Source organism: Rhizobium rhododendri (assembly GCF_007000325.2).
Taxonomy (GTDB): domain Bacteria; phylum Pseudomonadota; class Alphaproteobacteria; order Rhizobiales; family Rhizobiaceae; genus Rhizobium; species Rhizobium rhododendri.
The window spans coordinates 1,407,043-1,422,566 of sequence record NZ_CP117267.1; the positions used below are offsets into that span (position 1 = coordinate 1,407,043).

The 15,524-nt window shown below is 59.5% G+C and carries 17 protein-coding genes and 1 tRNA gene; 12 read left to right on the forward strand and 6 right to left on the reverse strand.

Annotated features, from left to right (window positions below; all coding sequences use genetic code 11):
* Positions 1-522 precede the first annotated feature (522 nt).
* The 4 genes from PR018_RS06980 to PR018_RS06995 all read left to right on the forward strand — a co-directional run bounded on the left by PR018_RS06980 (position 523) and on the right by PR018_RS06995 (position 4,095).
* Entirely contained in the window at positions 523-1,083 is a 561-nt protein-coding gene (locus PR018_RS06980) for a transglutaminase-like cysteine peptidase (protein ID WP_374108282.1), read from the forward strand.
* Positions 1,084-1,330: 247 nt separating this feature from the next.
* Entirely contained in the window at positions 1,331-2,095 is a 765-nt protein-coding gene (locus tag PR018_RS06985) for a hypothetical protein (RefSeq protein ID WP_142822744.1), read from the forward strand.
* 126 nt (positions 2,096-2,221) lie between these two features.
* Positions 2,222-3,721, forward strand: coding sequence for a D-alanyl-D-alanine carboxypeptidase (locus PR018_RS06990; protein ID WP_142822745.1), 1,500 nt, complete (start codon positions 2,222-2,224; stop codon positions 3,719-3,721).
* A 107-nt stretch (positions 3,722-3,828) separates the two neighbouring features.
* Positions 3,829-4,095 carry a hypothetical protein gene (locus tag PR018_RS06995; RefSeq protein ID WP_142822746.1) on the forward strand — a complete coding sequence of 89 codons (267 nt, stop codon included), beginning with the start codon at positions 3,829-3,831 and terminating at the stop codon, positions 4,093-4,095.
* A 1-nt stretch (position 4,096) separates the two neighbouring features.
* Here PR018_RS06995 and PR018_RS07000 read toward each other — a convergent pair whose 3' ends face one another.
* Together PR018_RS07000 and PR018_RS07005 are read right to left on the reverse strand one after the other, a co-directional pair.
* Positions 4,097-4,534 carry a DUF1489 family protein gene (locus PR018_RS07000; RefSeq protein ID WP_142822747.1) on the reverse strand — a complete coding sequence of 146 codons (438 nt, stop codon included), beginning with the start codon at positions 4,532-4,534 and terminating at the stop codon, positions 4,097-4,099.
* A gap of 61 nt (positions 4,535-4,595) precedes the next feature.
* Positions 4,596-6,002, reverse strand: a complete 1,407-nt coding sequence (locus PR018_RS07005) for an L-serine ammonia-lyase (RefSeq protein WP_142822748.1) — start codon at positions 6,000-6,002, stop codon at positions 4,596-4,598.
* Between the two features lie 211 nt (positions 6,003-6,213).
* On the opposite strand from PR018_RS07005, the gene PR018_RS07010 reads away from it, so the two are divergent.
* The 3 genes from PR018_RS07010 to PR018_RS07020 all read left to right on the forward strand — a co-directional run bounded on the left by PR018_RS07010 (position 6,214) and on the right by PR018_RS07020 (position 8,460).
* Positions 6,214-6,906 (forward strand): DUF599 domain-containing protein, encoded by a 693-nt coding sequence (locus PR018_RS07010; RefSeq protein WP_111221941.1) that lies wholly within the window; start codon positions 6,214-6,216, stop codon positions 6,904-6,906.
* A gap of 78 nt (positions 6,907-6,984) precedes the next feature.
* Positions 6,985-7,974 (forward strand): heparan-alpha-glucosaminide N-acetyltransferase, encoded by a 990-nt coding sequence (locus PR018_RS07015; RefSeq protein ID WP_142822749.1) that lies wholly within the window; start codon positions 6,985-6,987, stop codon positions 7,972-7,974.
* 12 nt (positions 7,975-7,986) lie between these two features.
* Positions 7,987-8,460 carry a methyltransferase family protein gene (locus PR018_RS07020; protein ID WP_142822750.1) on the forward strand — a complete coding sequence of 158 codons (474 nt, stop codon included), beginning with the start codon at positions 7,987-7,989 and terminating at the stop codon, positions 8,458-8,460.
* A gap of 18 nt (positions 8,461-8,478) precedes the next feature.
* On the opposite strand, the gene PR018_RS07025 is transcribed toward PR018_RS07020, so the two are convergent.
* Both PR018_RS07025 and mgtE read right to left on the reverse strand, forming a co-directional pair.
* Positions 8,479-8,871, reverse strand: coding sequence for a MerR family transcriptional regulator (locus tag PR018_RS07025; protein WP_142822751.1), 393 nt, complete (start codon positions 8,869-8,871; stop codon positions 8,479-8,481).
* A gap of 93 nt (positions 8,872-8,964) precedes the next feature.
* A complete protein-coding gene (mgtE, locus tag PR018_RS07030; RefSeq protein ID WP_142822752.1) occupies positions 8,965-10,383 on the reverse strand; it encodes a magnesium transporter in 1,419 nt (472 codons plus the stop codon).
* A gap of 163 nt (positions 10,384-10,546) precedes the next feature.
* Between mgtE and PR018_RS07035 the strand changes: the two genes are divergently transcribed.
* Complete coding sequence (locus PR018_RS07035; protein ID WP_142822753.1) at positions 10,547-11,053, forward strand: peptide deformylase; 507 nt, start codon at positions 10,547-10,549, stop codon at positions 11,051-11,053.
* Positions 11,054-11,107: 54 nt separating this feature from the next.
* Positions 11,108-11,599, forward strand: a complete 492-nt coding sequence (locus tag PR018_RS07040; protein ID WP_142822754.1) for a BON domain-containing protein — start codon at positions 11,108-11,110, stop codon at positions 11,597-11,599.
* 69 nt (positions 11,600-11,668) lie between these two features.
* On the opposite strand, the gene PR018_RS07045 is transcribed toward PR018_RS07040, so the two are convergent.
* Together PR018_RS07045 and lipB are read right to left on the reverse strand one after the other, a co-directional pair.
* Positions 11,669-12,208 carry a hypothetical protein gene (locus PR018_RS07045; RefSeq protein WP_142822755.1) on the reverse strand — a complete coding sequence of 180 codons (540 nt, stop codon included), beginning with the start codon at positions 12,206-12,208 and terminating at the stop codon, positions 11,669-11,671.
* Positions 12,209-12,585: 377 nt separating this feature from the next.
* Positions 12,586-13,305 carry a lipoyl(octanoyl) transferase LipB gene (gene lipB, locus PR018_RS07050; RefSeq protein ID WP_142822756.1) on the reverse strand — a complete coding sequence of 240 codons (720 nt, stop codon included), beginning with the start codon at positions 13,303-13,305 and terminating at the stop codon, positions 12,586-12,588.
* 201 nt (positions 13,306-13,506) lie between these two features.
* Between lipB and PR018_RS07055 the strand changes: the two genes are divergently transcribed.
* The 3 genes from PR018_RS07055 (at position 13,507) to PR018_RS07065 (ending at position 15,504) form a co-directional block, all read left to right on the forward strand.
* Positions 13,507-13,591 (forward strand) — tRNA-Leu (locus PR018_RS07055).
* A 182-nt stretch (positions 13,592-13,773) separates the two neighbouring features.
* Positions 13,774-14,709: a DMT family transporter gene (locus tag PR018_RS07060; RefSeq protein WP_142822757.1), complete on the forward strand. Its 936-nt coding sequence runs from the start codon at positions 13,774-13,776 to the stop codon at positions 14,707-14,709.
* An 84-nt stretch (positions 14,710-14,793) separates the two neighbouring features.
* On the forward strand, positions 14,794-15,504 hold the full coding sequence (locus PR018_RS07065) for a hypothetical protein (RefSeq protein WP_142828825.1): 711 nt from the start codon (positions 14,794-14,796) through the stop codon (positions 15,502-15,504).
* Positions 15,505-15,524: the final 20 nt, after the last annotated feature.

A 15,524-nucleotide genomic window follows, 5' to 3' on the forward strand; every position in this document is an offset into this window, starting at 1 on the left:
TGCGCGAGATATTACGAACGCCTGACAAATTCAATCGTTGGGGAATTGTCAGTTCTCAGCTCCGCGTTAAGCGGAGAAAAAAACGCATTTCCGAAAAATAATTTTTGCACAGCTGCTGGGCTGAAGGCGGAGATAGGTGGATGTTGTGGTGACAAAACGTGCTGGGATGTTCTGAAACGGGACAAGGTGTGCTGGATCGGCACAATTTCTTTCACAGTCCGCTCAGGCAGTCGCATTTTGGTACAATGGCGTAAAACCTATAGATATCAGTGGGATGCCGGCGTTGGGGGCTGCTTTCGGCCGTCACTTCGTCTTTTCCCATATATTTCGATTTTCGTTCAAATTTGCGTCGATTTTTATTCGAGTTTTATTACTGTTTGTCTTTTGTTTTATTCTATTAAGTCCTTAATTTGACTACGTAATTTTGCGTGGGGTAAAAACGTCTGTGGCAATGTCGTCTCCATAACGGGGACGAAAAAAATGATAACATCCTTGCTGCGCAGAGCCGCCACGGCCGCCGTCATGACACTCAGCCTGATTGGCTTTGCTGAGGCGACACCGGCGACCATGGGGATTACCGGAAATGCTGCTCCGCCGATCGGCCACTACGAATTCTGCCGCGACAATCCGAGCGAGTGCGCTTATGCTGGCGGCGACGCCGGTCCTGCAATTCTCAGCGAAGACCGCTGGAAGACGATCCTCAAGATCAACTACACCGTCAATACGACGATCAAGCCGATGACCGACATGGAACTCTACGGCGTCGAGGAAAAATGGGCGATCCCCACTTGGGCCGGCGATTGCGAGGACTACGCGCTGCTGAAGCGCAAGGAGCTCATCGCTGCCGGGTTCTCGCCGTCGGACACGCTGATGACAGTGGTTCTGCAGCCAAACGGCGAAGGCCATGCCGTGCTGACAGTGCGCACCGACCATGGCGATTTCATTCTCGACAACATGCGCAACAAGGTCATGCTCTGGTCGGATACGGAATACACATATCTGAAGCGCGTTTCGGTCGAAAATCCTTCACGCTGGGTCAAGATCCAGGATGGCCGCGCAGTTGCCGTCGGCAGCGTGAAATAAGCTTTTGCATAACCGGTCGCCAGCGCGTCGCTGTCGTCCGTCTAGCCCGGTCCGTCCCCGTACTCGTCATTGACCGGCGCTTCGAGCCGTTCCCGCTGTCCCGGGAACGGCTCTTTTTTGTTTCCAGCCAATGCAGCCGGCGATTAACCCGACGTTAACCATGATGGCGCCAACTGGGTCGTATCGAGACTCATTCGTATTGTTGCCGGGGCACAAAGCTGCCGGCGGATAAACGAAGGCAAGATCCATGGCCGCCGCCTCCCCGTCGAATACTACCGTGGATAACCACCTACCGCTCGTGAGTGGCGGCGTGGCGTGGCGATTGTTTTTCCTGCTGGCTTTGCTGGTCGTCCTGACGATAGCCATTGCCGTCGGTGGACACTGGATCGGCAGACGGATTTCACTCGCCGGCCACACCACCAGCACACAGACTTTTGCGATCACCATCGGCGAAGACAGCCTGAGGCTGGCGGCAAATACCATCCGCTTCCCGAGCGAACGCATCGATGGCGTCACCGAGCGTGTCGATCTCTATCTGACGTTTCCCGAGATGCAGGGATACAGCGACGCCAACAGTCAGAATTTCAACGATATTTCCCGCTCGTCCTCGCTGGTCTTCCTGCAGCTGACGCAAGGGACGATGTCACGCGACATGTCCGGACGACTGGAGCCGATCTACGCGCATTTGATCGAGGGCGCCCCATTTTCGGGACCGAACGGACTGACGGCCCATCGGCTTCGGTCCGACGCCGGATATGCCGGCGAGACCCTGCTGACAGCACCGCGGCTCGGCAAGCCGGACTATGTCGTCCGTTGTCTGCTGCCGTCTTCGCCTGACAAAGCCACCAGCGCAGATTGCCAGAGAGACGTCAAAATCGGTAACGATCTCAGTCTTCTCTACCGCTTTTCCAGCCGCCTTTTGGGCGACTGGGATCATATTGATGCCGCACTTCAGCAGTTTGTGGAAATGCGCCTGACCCAATCCGCAACACCAACGGCTGCCCTTCCCTGAGACGTCGCAAAAGCAGCCAAATCCCGCAACGAACTGTTCATCATAAACCGATTGGTAACGCTACGCCCCTATTATTGCCCGCAACGGGCGCTCTGGGGAGGTTGCGGCCGGATCGTTGGAATTAAAATGCAAGTGAAGAGTGAAATAGTGCCCAGGTCAATTTTCAGAGCATCGTCGTCCCGTACCCGTCGGTCTGTCACCAAGATTTGCCTCGGTTTCGCCATGATGGTCTCCGTCATTGCCGTCGCATCGCCGTCAAACGCTGCAAAATATGCTGGGATCGTCGTCGATGCGAAGACGGGCAACGTGCTCTATAGCGAGGATGCTGATTCTCTGCGCTATCCGGCGTCTCTGACCAAGATGATGACCCTCTATCTCACCTTCGAAGCGCTTGAATCGGGCCGTATCAAGCTTGACACCCAGATACCTTTCTCTGCGCTTGCCTCAGCCCAGGCACCCACCAAACTCGGCGTTCGTCCCGGCGGCACGATCACCGTCGAACAGGGAATCCTCTCGCTCGTGACGCTGTCGGCCAACGACGCTGCAATGGCGCTTGGCGAATATATCGGCGGCTCCGAGGAGAAATTCGCCGCGCTGATGAACAACAAGGCGCGCGCGCTCGGCATGACGCGCACGACCTACCGCAATCCGAATGGCCTGCCCAACACCGCGCAGATGACCACGGCGCGTGACCAGGCCCGGCTCGGCATCGCCCTTCGCGAGCATTTTCCCCAGTATTACGGCTACTTCTCGACACGCTCCTTCACGTTTGGCAGGCGCGTGATCGCCAATCACAATCGCCTGGTCGGTTCGGTTCGGGGCGTTGACGGCATCAAGACGGGTTACACACGGGCTGCCGGGTTTAATCTGGTGACGTCTGCAGAGCTCGAAGGTCGCTCTATCGTCGGCGTCGTGCTCGGTGGCGCCTCTACCCCTGCCCGCGACAACCAGATGCGCAAGCTCGTTGCTACGTATCTGCCAAAGGCATCGCTGCATGCAGACGCCGGCAAGGCTGTGGCGCAGGTCGCCCAGGTGGCCCCGGAGCGTCCGGCCTTCCAGGCACAGGCGCCTTTGAAACCGAATGTCGCCGCTGCCGCAGCCCGTATGGCCGCTATGGGCGATGTTCGCCCGCCGGCAAGTGTGCCCACGCCGTCCGGCCGTGACCCGTCGTCCAGCGTCGCGGCATTCGCCGCAGTCACGCCGACATCGTCCAATCCGCTCGTTGCGACCAAGCCACACAACAAGAATGTACCGCCAAACGACGTCGCCTCGATCGTGCCGGCCTACGCCCAGTCGTCCAGCGACAGCGATGACGTCGACAGCGTCGTGACTGCATCCACCCGCCCGGCCAAGGCCAATCCACTGGATGACAAGGGACCCCGCGGGTGGGTAATCCAGGTCGGCGTTTCTCCCAGCAAGGAGATGGCAAGCGATCTCCTCGACAGCGCCAAGAGCAAGGGCGGCAAGTCGCTGCGCTCTGCAAAGGCCTACACGGTGGCTTTCGGGAGTGGCAACTCTCTCGTCTACCGCGCCCGCTTCGGCGGCTTCGAAGACCAGCGTGAAGCCACCAACGCCTGCAGCGTCCTCAAGCGCTCCGGTATCAAATGCTGGGCGAGCCTGCAGTAGGCCGTCTTGCGATGTACTGGCCGATGCCGCGTTCCAGCATCGGTTCTTCGAATAGACGCGTAATGTTCGTTCGACCCTGAATTTGTAATGTGTACGGGGAATTTAAAATGGCAGTGAACGAGAACAGTCCGGATATCTCGGTCGGGGGGGGCAAGGGCAGGCCGAAAGCCTACGCGCTGCACCCTCTCCACGAGGCGGCAATGCGGATCGCCGAAATCGGGCGCGGCCGCTCCCGGTCTAAAACCAAAGACCTGATCGGTGTACTGTTGTGCCATGGCGCGCGCGCCTGGCGCTATTCGCAGCCCGAAGCACGCATCCATCTGCATGTCTCGACCATCAACAGACAGGCGCCAGTGCTGATGCGGCTTCGCTAATTCAGAGAAGACCGAGTTCGATGAGTTCGCGGCGAAGCTCCGCGGGCATCTCGGCAACGTCAGCACCGAGGCTGTGCAGGTCGCGCGGAACGTCTTCCTCGGTTAGGTAGCGCCAGCCCTGGAAAGGCCGGCGCGGTTGGCTGGTGGTCTCGATGACTTCCGGACCGAGGATAAGCCTGCAGCGCGAAATACCCTCCCCGTCGGTAAAGCTGACGACATCCAGGAGCTTCTGGCGGGCCTGGACCTGGCCCTTGATCACCCAGTATAGCGAACCACCGTCCACTAGCTCCGCAATGCGTTTCGGCACCATCCGGGTCGTGTGCACGCTGTGCGGTTCGAGACCGGCGGCAAGCGCGGTCAGCGAGCTCTCGGCAACCCATTCGCGCAAGTCATCGATAGAATCGGCGCCGACGCAGAGTTTGATCATATGCAAAGCCATGCGGCCGTTTCAAATCCTTTTGGCCGGCAGCGTCAAGCCTTTCCGGACGGCATCCACAAGCTCAGCACTCGACCACGTTGACGGCCAGTCCGCCTGTGGAGGTTTCCTTGTATTTCTCGCTCATGTCGTAGCCTGTCTGGCGCATGGTCTCGATACAGGCGTCGAGCGGGACGAAGTGCTGCCCATCGCCCTTCAGCGCCAGCGAAGCGGCGGTCACCGCCTTCACCGCACCCAGCGCGTTGCGCTCGATGCAGGGCACCTGCACGAGGCCCGCAATCGGGTCGCAGGTCATGCCGAGGTGGTGCTCCAGGGCAATCTCGGCGGCGTTCTCGATCTGCTCCGGCGAGCCTCCCATGACGGCAGCAAGCCCCGCTGCGGCCATCGCCGCTGCCGACCCCACCTCGCCCTGACAGCCCACCTCGGCGCCGGAAATCGACGCATTGTGCTTGATGATGCCGCCGATGGCCGCTGCCGTCAGCAGATAGTCGCGGATACCGCGCTCGTCGGCATCGTCGTGGAAATGGGTGTAGTAGCGGATCGTTGCCGGGATGACGCCGGCAGCACCGTTGGTGGGGGCCGTGACGACGCGGCCGCCGGACGCATTCTCCTCGTTGACAGCCATCGCGTAGACGCTGAGCCAGTCGTTGGCGAGCAGCGGATTGATGCGGTTGCTCCGCCATTCCTCTTCGAGCTTGGTGTGGATGGTGCGCGCCCGACGACGGACGTTGAGCCCGCCGGGCATAATGCCCTCGCCCTTGAGGCCGCGGTCGATACAGCTGCTCATGGCCGCCCAGAGCTTGTCGAGCCCGGCATCGAGCTCGGCCGTGGTCATCTTGGTTTCCTCGTTGGCGCGCTTCATCTGGGCAATTGACAGGCCGGAGCGTTGGGCCATCTCGAGCATCTGCTTGGCGCTGGCAAAGGGAAACGGGATCTTTTCGCCGGAAACGGGCTTCGCTTTATTGGCCCGCATCTGCGCAAGTTCCGTATCGGTCACAACGAAGCCGCCGCCGACGGAATAATAAATGCGCCTGACGAGCAGCCGGTCGTCCTTGTCGAATGCCGAGAAGCTCATGCCGTTGGCATGGCCGGGCAGCGGCGTCTTCTTGTCAAACACCAGGTCGGTCTTGGGCTGGAAGCCGTAGGTCGGGTGGCCGGGGGGCGATATCTGGCCACTGCGCTCCACCTCGGCAATGATGCCGTCCATACGATCCGGATCGACCGTGTCCGGCTGTTCGCCGGTAAGGCCGAGGACGACGGCGCGGCCGGTGCCGTGGCCGATGCCGGTAAAAGCCAGCGAGCCGTGCAGGCTGACCTTTATCTGCGCCACATGGACATTCGAGGACGGGCGCGGCCATTCGCTCGACAGCAGGAGGTCGAGAAACAGGTTGGCTGCCGACATGGGTCCCATCGTGTGCGAACTCGATGGACCGACACCGATCTTGAAGACGTCGAAGACGGAGAGAAACATGAAAACCTGCAGATAGGAGGAACGGCTGCAACGAAGCTATGTCAACGACATCACGGGCCACGGCGACCCACCGACATCGGATGGGATGACAGCGACATTACGACACTGCGGCCATGGTTCAAAGATAAGATGCGCGCAGCACTCCTTCAACATTGCACTTGCGGCCGTCATGGCTAGTGTCGGGGCTTGAACAGCCCTGGGGACCCGCTTGATGTCGACCGCCGATTTTGCCGCCTTGGCACTTTTCATCTTTCTCTGGATAGCCCTCAACTGGATCACCAGCAGTTCGAGGTTCTTCAACCGCATCAGCCTGACGCAGGCGATGATCGAGCGCCGGCGCGAATGGATCTACAATTCGCTGCGCCGCGACCTGAAGATGATCGATACCCAGATCCTTGCAGGCCTGCAGAACGGAACCGGATTTTTCGCCTCGACCTCCATCTTCGCGATCGGCGGCTGTTTTGCGCTGCTCGGCGCCACCGACAAGGTCAATGCCTTCTTTGCCGACCTGCCCTATGTCTTCAACGGCAGTCGGACCACCTTCGAATTGAAGGTCGCCGGCCTCGCTGGCCTGTTCGGCTATGCCTTCTTCAAGTTCGGTTGGGCATACCGCCTGTTCAACTATTGCACGATCCTCTACGGCGCCATCCCGATGATGGGCGATGTCGACAAGGACCCGGCATTGACGCGCCGCGCCGCCGAGCGCGTCATCCACATGAACATCATCGCGGCCCGCAATTTCAACGCCGGCCTGCGGGCGATCTTTCTCTCCATAGGTTATCTCGGCTGGTTCGTCAGTCCCTATGTGTTCATGGTCACCACCCTTTTCATCATCGTCGTCCTCATACGCCGCCAATTCTTCTCCGACGCTCGGCTTGCCATCATGGATATCGATGTGCCTTGAAATCGCCGCGCTTGTCCTATTTCCGGGAACATCTTCTGCTGCGGCCGATGAACACTGTTTCCCGGAAAGGATGAGTTGATGGCTGCTGTCGCCGAGAGCATCGACGAACCGCGCAAGCCCCCGCGTATCGGCCTGCTCGACACGTTGCGCGGCATCGCCCTGCTGGCCATGGCGAGCTATCACTGCACCTGGGACTTCGAGTTCTTCGGATATCTCGATCCAGGCACGGCCGAAACAGGTTGGTTGAAGATATACGCCCGCGTCATCGCAAGCACCTTCCTCTTCATGGCCGGCGTCAGCCTTGTCCTCGCAAACCGGCCGGCCATCCGTTGGCAACCTTTCTGGAAAAGGCTGGCGATGATCGCGGTGGCGGCGATTGCCATCTCGGTCGTGACGCGGTTCGCCATGCCGGACGAGTGGATCTATTTCGGCATCCTCCACAGCATCGCAGCACTCAGCCTCATCGGCATCGGCTTTCTGTGCCTGCCGACAGCCTTTATCTGGCTGGCCACAGCAGTGCTGGGAGTAGGCTGGGTCGTCAATGTCTTCGTCATGCCGGGTGCGCTTGGCTCGGACCTGTTCAACCCTCGCTACCTTGCCTGGCTCGGCTTTGCGACGATGCCGGTGCGCTCAAACGACTTCGTGCCGCTATTTCCTTGGGCGCTGGCCTTCTTTGCCGGCTTCAGCGCAGCCACTCTCGCCCTGCGCACCAGTCTGCCGCAGCGGCTGGCATCATTGGGTACCGGCAACAGCCTACTGGCGAAAGGCGGGCGCCACAGCCTGCTCTTTTATCTGCTGCACCAGCCCATCCTGTTCGGTCTCGTCTATCTTCTGTCGCTGGTCGCACCGGCGCCAAAGCCGGATCCAGCTGTCGGCTACCTCCGCCAATGCCAGGCCACCTGCACCCAGTCAGCAGGCGAAGCACTGTGCCGCAGCTTTTGCCAATGCACACTCACCCGGATGAAATCACAAAGTCTGTTCGAGCCACTCCAGTCTGGCGCAATCCAGGCAGATCAGAATGATCAAATACAGAGAATCGCAGTACAGTGTACGGAACAAGCGCAGTGACGGGAGTATTCTATGAATGCCTATCGTGCCAAGCCGCTCAGCTTTCCCTGGCCTCCGTTCATCTATGGGCTTGCCATTATCACGGCGATCGTTGCTGACGCGGTCATCCAGATACCCATACCCGGACTTCGATCTTCCTATTTCTGGACGCTCGGGGCCGCTCTTACACTCATAGCCGTCTGGCTGGACCTTTGGGCGATGAAAACGTTGCTTGACCGAAGAGCCACGGTCATGCCCCATCGTCGCTCGGTTCACCTGATGACGACAGGACCGTTTCGCTATACGCGCAACCCGATATACCTTGGTTATACGCTGGTCACGGTCGGGTCGGCGTTGCTGACCGGCAACCCATGGCTACTGGTCGCAGCCCTCGCCGCGACAGTCGCCACCGACTACGGTGCGATCAGACATGAGGAACTGCACCTGCTGTCCCGGTTCGGCTGCGAGTTCGAATTCTACTGCCGCCACACGCGGCGCTGGCTTTAGCCGGAAGACCACCGTATCTCAGGTTCCGACACCGATTTCAGCCAGTCGGCCTATGCAGGCCTCCTCGACATGGTCGAGTTCGGTCAGCGTATCCTCGATGTCCTTGCGCTTCTGCCGCAAATCGTCCCGCTTTTCAGCAATCCTCTTCATCAGAAGCTTGAGCTGGCCGATCTCGCCGGGCGGTTCGCGGTAGACCATGATGATCTCGCGAATCTCGGCAATCGTGAAGCCAATCCTTCGGCCTCGCAGGATTTCGGCAATAAGCCGACGGTCAGCCTGGCGAAAAAGCCTTGTGCGGCCGCGCCGCTCCGGATGGATCAGCCCTTCGTCCTCGTAGAAACGTAGCGTTCGGGTGGAAACGCCGAACTCGCGTGTCAATTCGGTGATGCTGTAAAATTTGTCGACCGGCAATGAATCTCGCCTCCGGGGCTGAAGCAATGGCTCTTACGTAAAAGTCAATTCTAGCCAATGTCGCCCGGCCCGGCAATCGATCAATGGCGCCGCTCAGTGAATGACAAACCACCATGTTGCGATGCCGAGAAATGCGAAATAGCCGGTGCAGTCGGTAACCGTGGTAACGAAGGCCGACGAAGCGATGGCGGGATCGGCGCCCATCCGGTTCAGCAGCAACGGCAGCAGGATACCGCCAAGCGCCGCCGCAACAAGGTTGATGACCATCGCGGCACCGACGACCACGCCAAGCTGGAGATCGTGAAACCAGAAGGTGGCGATCGCTCCCATGAGGATGGCGAACACGATGCCGTTGAGCAACCCGACGGTCGCCTCCCTGCGGATGATCCGTGCCGCATTGTAGATATCGAGATCGCCGGTCGCCAATGCGCGTACGGTCACCGTCATCGTCTGCGTACCGGCGTTGCCACCCATGGAAGCGATGATCGGCATCAGCACGGCGAGCGCGATCATCTTCTCGATGGAAGCGTCGAAGACACTGATGATGCTGGACGACAGGATCGCCGTCAGCAGGTTGACGGCAAGCCAGAGAAAGCGCGACCGCACCGTCGACGCGACGCTATCCGACAGTTCTTCATCGCCGACGCCGCCGAGCCGCTTGATATCCTCGTCCGCTTCCTCGTTGATGACATCGACGACGTCGTCGATGGTCAGCACGCCGACTAACCGACCGTTATCATCGACCACAGCGGCAGACAGCAGGTCGTACTGCTCGAAAAGACGGGCAGCCTCCTCCTGGTCCATCTCTGCCGAAATCGGATGCGTGGTCTCGCGCATGATGTCTTCGATCTTCGTCTGGCGCTTGCTGCGCAGGATGCGATCGAGCGCAAGCCCTCCGAGCAGCTTGAAGGTCGGATCGATGACGAAGATTTGCGAGAAGTCTTCCGGCAACCCCTCTTCCTCGCGCAGATAGTCGAGCGTCTGGCCGACAGTCCAGAAAGGCGGCACGGCCACGAACTCCGTCTGCATTCGGCGACCCGCCGAGCTTTCCGGATAATCCAGCGCCCGCCGCAGACGAACACGTTCGGTGAACGGCATCTGCGACAGGATTTCGTCGCGGTCCTGCTTGTCGAGGTCCTCCAGGATATAGACAGCGTCGTCCGAATCGAGCCCGCCGATACCGGCAGCAATCCGCTCGTTAGGCAGGTGATCGACGATCTCGCGGCGGATCGCCTCGTCGACCTGCGTCAGCGCCGTCATGTCGAAATCGTCACCGAGCAACCCGACAAGCGCCAGCCGCAGGTCGGAGTTCAGCGCCTCGAGAAGATCGCCAAGCTCGGATTCGTGCAGACGCACGACATTGCGGTGCAGGAAGCCCGTATCGCCTGCGTCGATGGCATGGCTTACCTGCGTCAGGAAATCGGCACGTACATTGCCGTCTTCGTCATAGATGTCGAAGTGCCCGGTGTGGCTCCCGGCGCGAACGCGTTCGTCTGTGTCGGTCGTCGTCATCCGCGCCTCGCATTTTGCCGCATTCAGCACACCGATTGAGAATGGCTGGATAAAATCCAATGTCAACAAGCGGATAGGCGTGAATTGCGTTGGGATGGGAAGCTTGACACAGCCCTTCGTTCAACAGTCTAACCTCTACGCTACAGTTTTGAAAAAGTGATGCATGACCCCTCTTGCCATTCTTCGCTATCCCGATGCCCGCCTGAAGCTCGCCTGTGCGCCGGTGGTTGCCTTCGATGACGAACTCGGCCGGCTGTCATCGGATCTGCTGCAGGCGATGCGGGCAGCACCCGGGGTCGGAATGACGGCCGCCCATGTCGGCATCCTGAAGCGCGTCGTGGTGATCGAACTGCGGCCCGGAGACACCATCCTGACCCTCATCAATCCCGAGATCGTCTGGTCATCCACGGAAACGGCGCGCCATCTGGAAGGCAGCGTCTGCATGCCGGGTGCGACAGAGGAAGTCGTTCGACCCTCCGGCATCCGCTACACCTATCGCGACATCGACGGTGCGCACCACGAGGACGCCGCCGACGGCTTTCTTGCCGCCTGTATCCAGCATGAGATCGATCAGCTCAACGGCATCTTCTGGCTGCAGCGTCTGACGAAGCTGAAAAGGGATCGGCTTGTAAAAAAATGGGAAAAAGGTGAAAGCGCCCGACGCGATTGAACCAAGCGCGCTTCAAGCCGTTGTGGGTCTGAAACGACGCAAGGGAGCTCGATCATGGGTGGTATTAAGAAAGACACGACACGCGAGGAAGACTACCGCGACTACGAAGAGCGCGACCTGAAGGAAGGCTGGCCCTATGACGACGATGCCGGCGCCTCCTCCGAGCCATCAGAGAATCGCCCTTATGGCGAGACGGATGCTAATTTCGATGAAGGCAGCAACAAGAGCTTCACCGTCGCGCGCACCGACGCCGACGGCCAGCAGGAGCGCCAGTCCAATTCCCTGACATCGACGACCCGAGACCTTGTCGAATCGGACGATATCGAGGAGCGGGTGATGGATGCGCTCAGCGACGTCGAGGGTGCCAGCCCCGAAATGATCGACGTGCGCTCGGAAGGCACAGTCATCATCCTTGAGGGTGAGGTCGACGATGCCGCAACGGCGCGCCAGCTTGGACGCATCGCCCGCTCTATCTCCGGTGTGACCGCCGTTCGCAACCTCATACAGATCATAGGCGTCGACGCAAACATCCCCGACGACGACTGATAACAATAGGATGGACGCAAGAACGGGCGCCCCGACGGCGCCCGTTTTCGTTTGCGTTAAAGTATGAAATCAGCCTTTGAGCTTCGAATTGCAGAGGCTGTAGTAACCGCCGCCCTTCTGGATCCACTTGACGCCGGCCAGAGCGTTCTTGGCCTTGGCATCGTGGTACGCATCGACGCAGGTGTGGAAACGGGCCTTGCCGGCAGTTTCGGACGCATATTTCGGCGAAACGGCAGTGGGCAGGCTCAGGCCGGCAGGCGCTGCCATAGTCGGCTTGGCCGGCTCTTTGGCCGGGGGCGCCGTGGCGTCCGGCTCGTCTGCTGCCTTTGTTGCTGTCGGCTTGGCGGCCATTGTGTTGGCCTTGGTTGGCGCAGCGGCAGTGGTTGCTGCCGGCGCTGCGGCGGCAGGCGCTGCAGCGGCATCGGCGCCGCACTGGGCGGTGCGGTAATCGTTCCACTTCATGCCGTTCAACGTCCCTGCGGCCTGCGCCGCCTTGTACTTGACGCTGCACTCTTTCATCGTCAGGGCCGACGCGGGTGTGATCATCGTCAGCGAGCCAAGCAGGGCGAAAGAGGCGAAAGATGTGAGTAAGAGTGTACGGCTGGTCATTCCAAGTCCTCACTTTGATGGTTGGGTCAGTATCGATCCCGCGATTCCCCATCTTGCGTTGCGCAGGGAGCCGCTGAAAAAAGAGACTATTTCAGCGAAGGTGAACGCAGGATGACGAAAAAGCCAGGCCTCATTTCAAGGGACTAGAAGAGAGGCGGTCGGGATTATGGCATGCACCAGCTGAAACACCACTCCGCAGAGAACGATGAACGCAAGGCCCACGGGCATCAGCAAATTGTTGTTCAGCATGCATGGCTCCCCCCAATACTTGGTTCAAGCATAGTCTACTATCGCGGACTGGCAAGCCCGATATTAATGTTTGGTTAAGCTTGATGCAACGCCCAGCAACGCAATAATATCAAGATATTCGAAGCATATCAGGGCTTGTCTTCAACGGTCGGACCAAACACTGCCTCGAATGACTGTCGCAGGTTAACGTCAACGTCTGCCATGGTGACGGGCAGTCCGAGATCGACAAGGCTGGTGACGCCGTAGCTCGCGATGCCGCAGGGCACTATACCCGTGAAATGCTCCAGATCCGGCTCGACGTTCAGCGACAGGCCATGGAACGTCACCCATTTGCGCAGACGGATACCAAGCGCTGCGACCTTATCCTCCGCCATCGATCCATCGGCCAAAGGCGGCCGTTCCGGACGCCGCACCCAGACACCGACCCTGTCCTCGCGCCGCTCGCCACGCACGTTCATCGTCTCCAGCGTGCCGATGATGACCTCTTCCAGCGCTGCCACGAATGCACGGACGTCCTGGCGCCGGCGCTTCAGGTCCAGCATGACGTAGACGACGCGCTGGCCTGGACCGTGATAGGTGTATTCGCCGCCTCGCCCGGTCGCAAAAACGGGAAACCGGTCCGGCTGGATCAGGTCGGCCGTATGGGCGCTCGTGCCGCCGGTATAGAGTGGCGGATGTTCGACCAGCCACACGAGCTCGTCGCTGCGCCCCTCGGCAATGTCAGCCACTTCCCGTTCCATGGTCGCCACGGCATCGGTGTAGTCCACCAGGCCGTCAGCGACACGCCAGCGCACCGGAGGCGAACCAGGGGCCGGAATCATCGAGATCTCAAGATCCTTGCGCAACATCGCCGTCTGACTTCCCTGCAACAATTTATGTGAGACCGCTGGCAATAGCTGCAGCCGTAATCATGGCGTTATATGGATGGTTTAGAGGGTAAATTCAAACGCTTGTCACAGCATGTGAAAAAATCGGTGATAACGCTCTTGTGCCCCTCTAAGCCTTTTGCTAAATGCAGCGCGCCGGAGCAATTCGGCACCTACCACGATGCGGTCGTGGCGGAATTGGTAGACGCGCAGCGTTGAGGTCGCTGTGGGGCAACCCGTGGAAGTTCGAGTCTTCTCGACCGCACCATCTCTTCTCGCAGGCTTTAAGCAGCGGAACGAAGAGCTCTCTTTAAAGTCGAAATCGACTTTCGCTTCGGCGAGCCGCCGGGGCAGCCGGAAGATGTTATTGTTATCCCTGCTTCTCATAGTTTCTCTTGCCTGCGCATTTCGCCTGTGATTGATGTCACGACGAAAACCGCAGAGCACCCAATGTCCCCAGCTGATTCTTCCTTTCAAAATCCGTTGCGTGGAATGCTGATCATGGCAGGCGCGATGGTTGTGCTTCCGGTCATGGATGCGATTGCCAAATATATGGCGACGTTCGAGGGGATGTCGCCGGGACAAGTGACTTTTTACCGCTTCTTCTTCCAGCTCGTCTGTACCCTGCCGCTGCTTCTGGCCGGCGGGTCTGCCTTTTCCACCAGGCGCCCATGGATGAACCTCTTGCGCGGCGTCCTGCATGGAGCGGCAAGCCTGCTGTTCTTCGTGGCTGTCAAATACATGCCGCTTGCCGATGTCTTCGCCATCTATTTCGTCGAGCCCTTCATCCTGGTCTGCCTGTCGGCACTCTTCCTCGGCGACAGGGTCGGCTGGCGGCGGTGGCTGGCGATCGTCGTCGGTTTCGGCGGCGCGATGATCGTCATCCAGCCAAGCTTCGAGATCTTCGGCCTGAAAGCGCTGTTGCCCGTCGCCTGCGCGTTTCTCTACGCCATCTACCTGTTCATGAACCGCGCCATAGGTGAAGCCGATTCGCCCTTGGCAATGCAGACCATGGCCGGTATCGGCGGCACCGTCTTCATGGCCGGTGCCCTGTTCGTCGGCAATGCCGCTGGAGCTGTGGATTTCTCCCTGTCGTTGCCCGGCTCCACCCTCGGCCTCCTCCTGCTTCTCATCCTCGGCTCGATTTCCGGCTACGCTCATATTCTGGTTGTCAGAGCATTTCGTCTGGCGCGACTCTCGCTGCTGGCGCCGTTCCAGTATTTCGAAATCATTTCGGCAACGGTGCTCGGCTATGCCCTTTTCGGCGACTTTCCGAACCTCTCCAAATGGATCGGTATTGCCATCATCGTCGGCTCCGGATTGTTCATCATCTGGCGCGAACGGGTTAACTCGCGATTGTTAAAAACAGCGGTATTCGCTGACTAGGACATTAACCGCGATCCTTGAGGCTTTCTCAACCGGAGGGCGGTAAAGAATTTCCCAGTTTCATGAAGAAACGGGAGATAAAAGATGAGCGAGTTCCGTCTCTCTTTTCCGGCTTGGCTTCTTGCCGGAAAGAGTCGGCTTTCGGCCGAAGATGTACTGACATTGCGCAGGATTAGCTTTCCGGATGGCATCCGGGCGTCTGAAGACGCGGCTCTCCTGATGTCGATCCACAATTCCATCCCCGAGAAATGCGACGAATGGCATGGCTTCTTTATAGGAGGGCTGGCCGATTTCATCGTCAATCACAGCTATCCCCAAGGTTCGCTGGATGATGCGAACGCGGCTTGGCTGATACAGGCGCTGTCCAGCGATGGCGTTGTTCACGCACCGAGCGAATTCGAAGTGCTGATGCAGGTCATCGATATCTCGGCAAACGTGCCGCCTGCGCTCGGCGCCTTCGCCATCGACCAGCTGAGATACGCCCTGGCTGCCGGCACCGGCGCCTATTGCGAGGTTCGCAGCATCGACAGCAGGGGTATTACCCGCCACGACGTCGAGTTTGTCCGACACGTGCTCAGACACTCGATAGACCCGTCTGGCATCGTCCTTTCGGCTGTCGAGATCGAGGCTCTCGACCGTGTTGAGCTGGCAGCGGATCCCCATGGAAACCATCCCGACTGGGCCAGGTTGCGACAGGCAGTCCGGGCGAAGCGCAGTGAAAATACCCCGCGCATCCGCTGGCTCCGCGTGTCGGACGATATGCTGGCAGAGGGCAACACCGAGGCCGCCGCCTGAGCCTGGCAAACTCCGGCTGG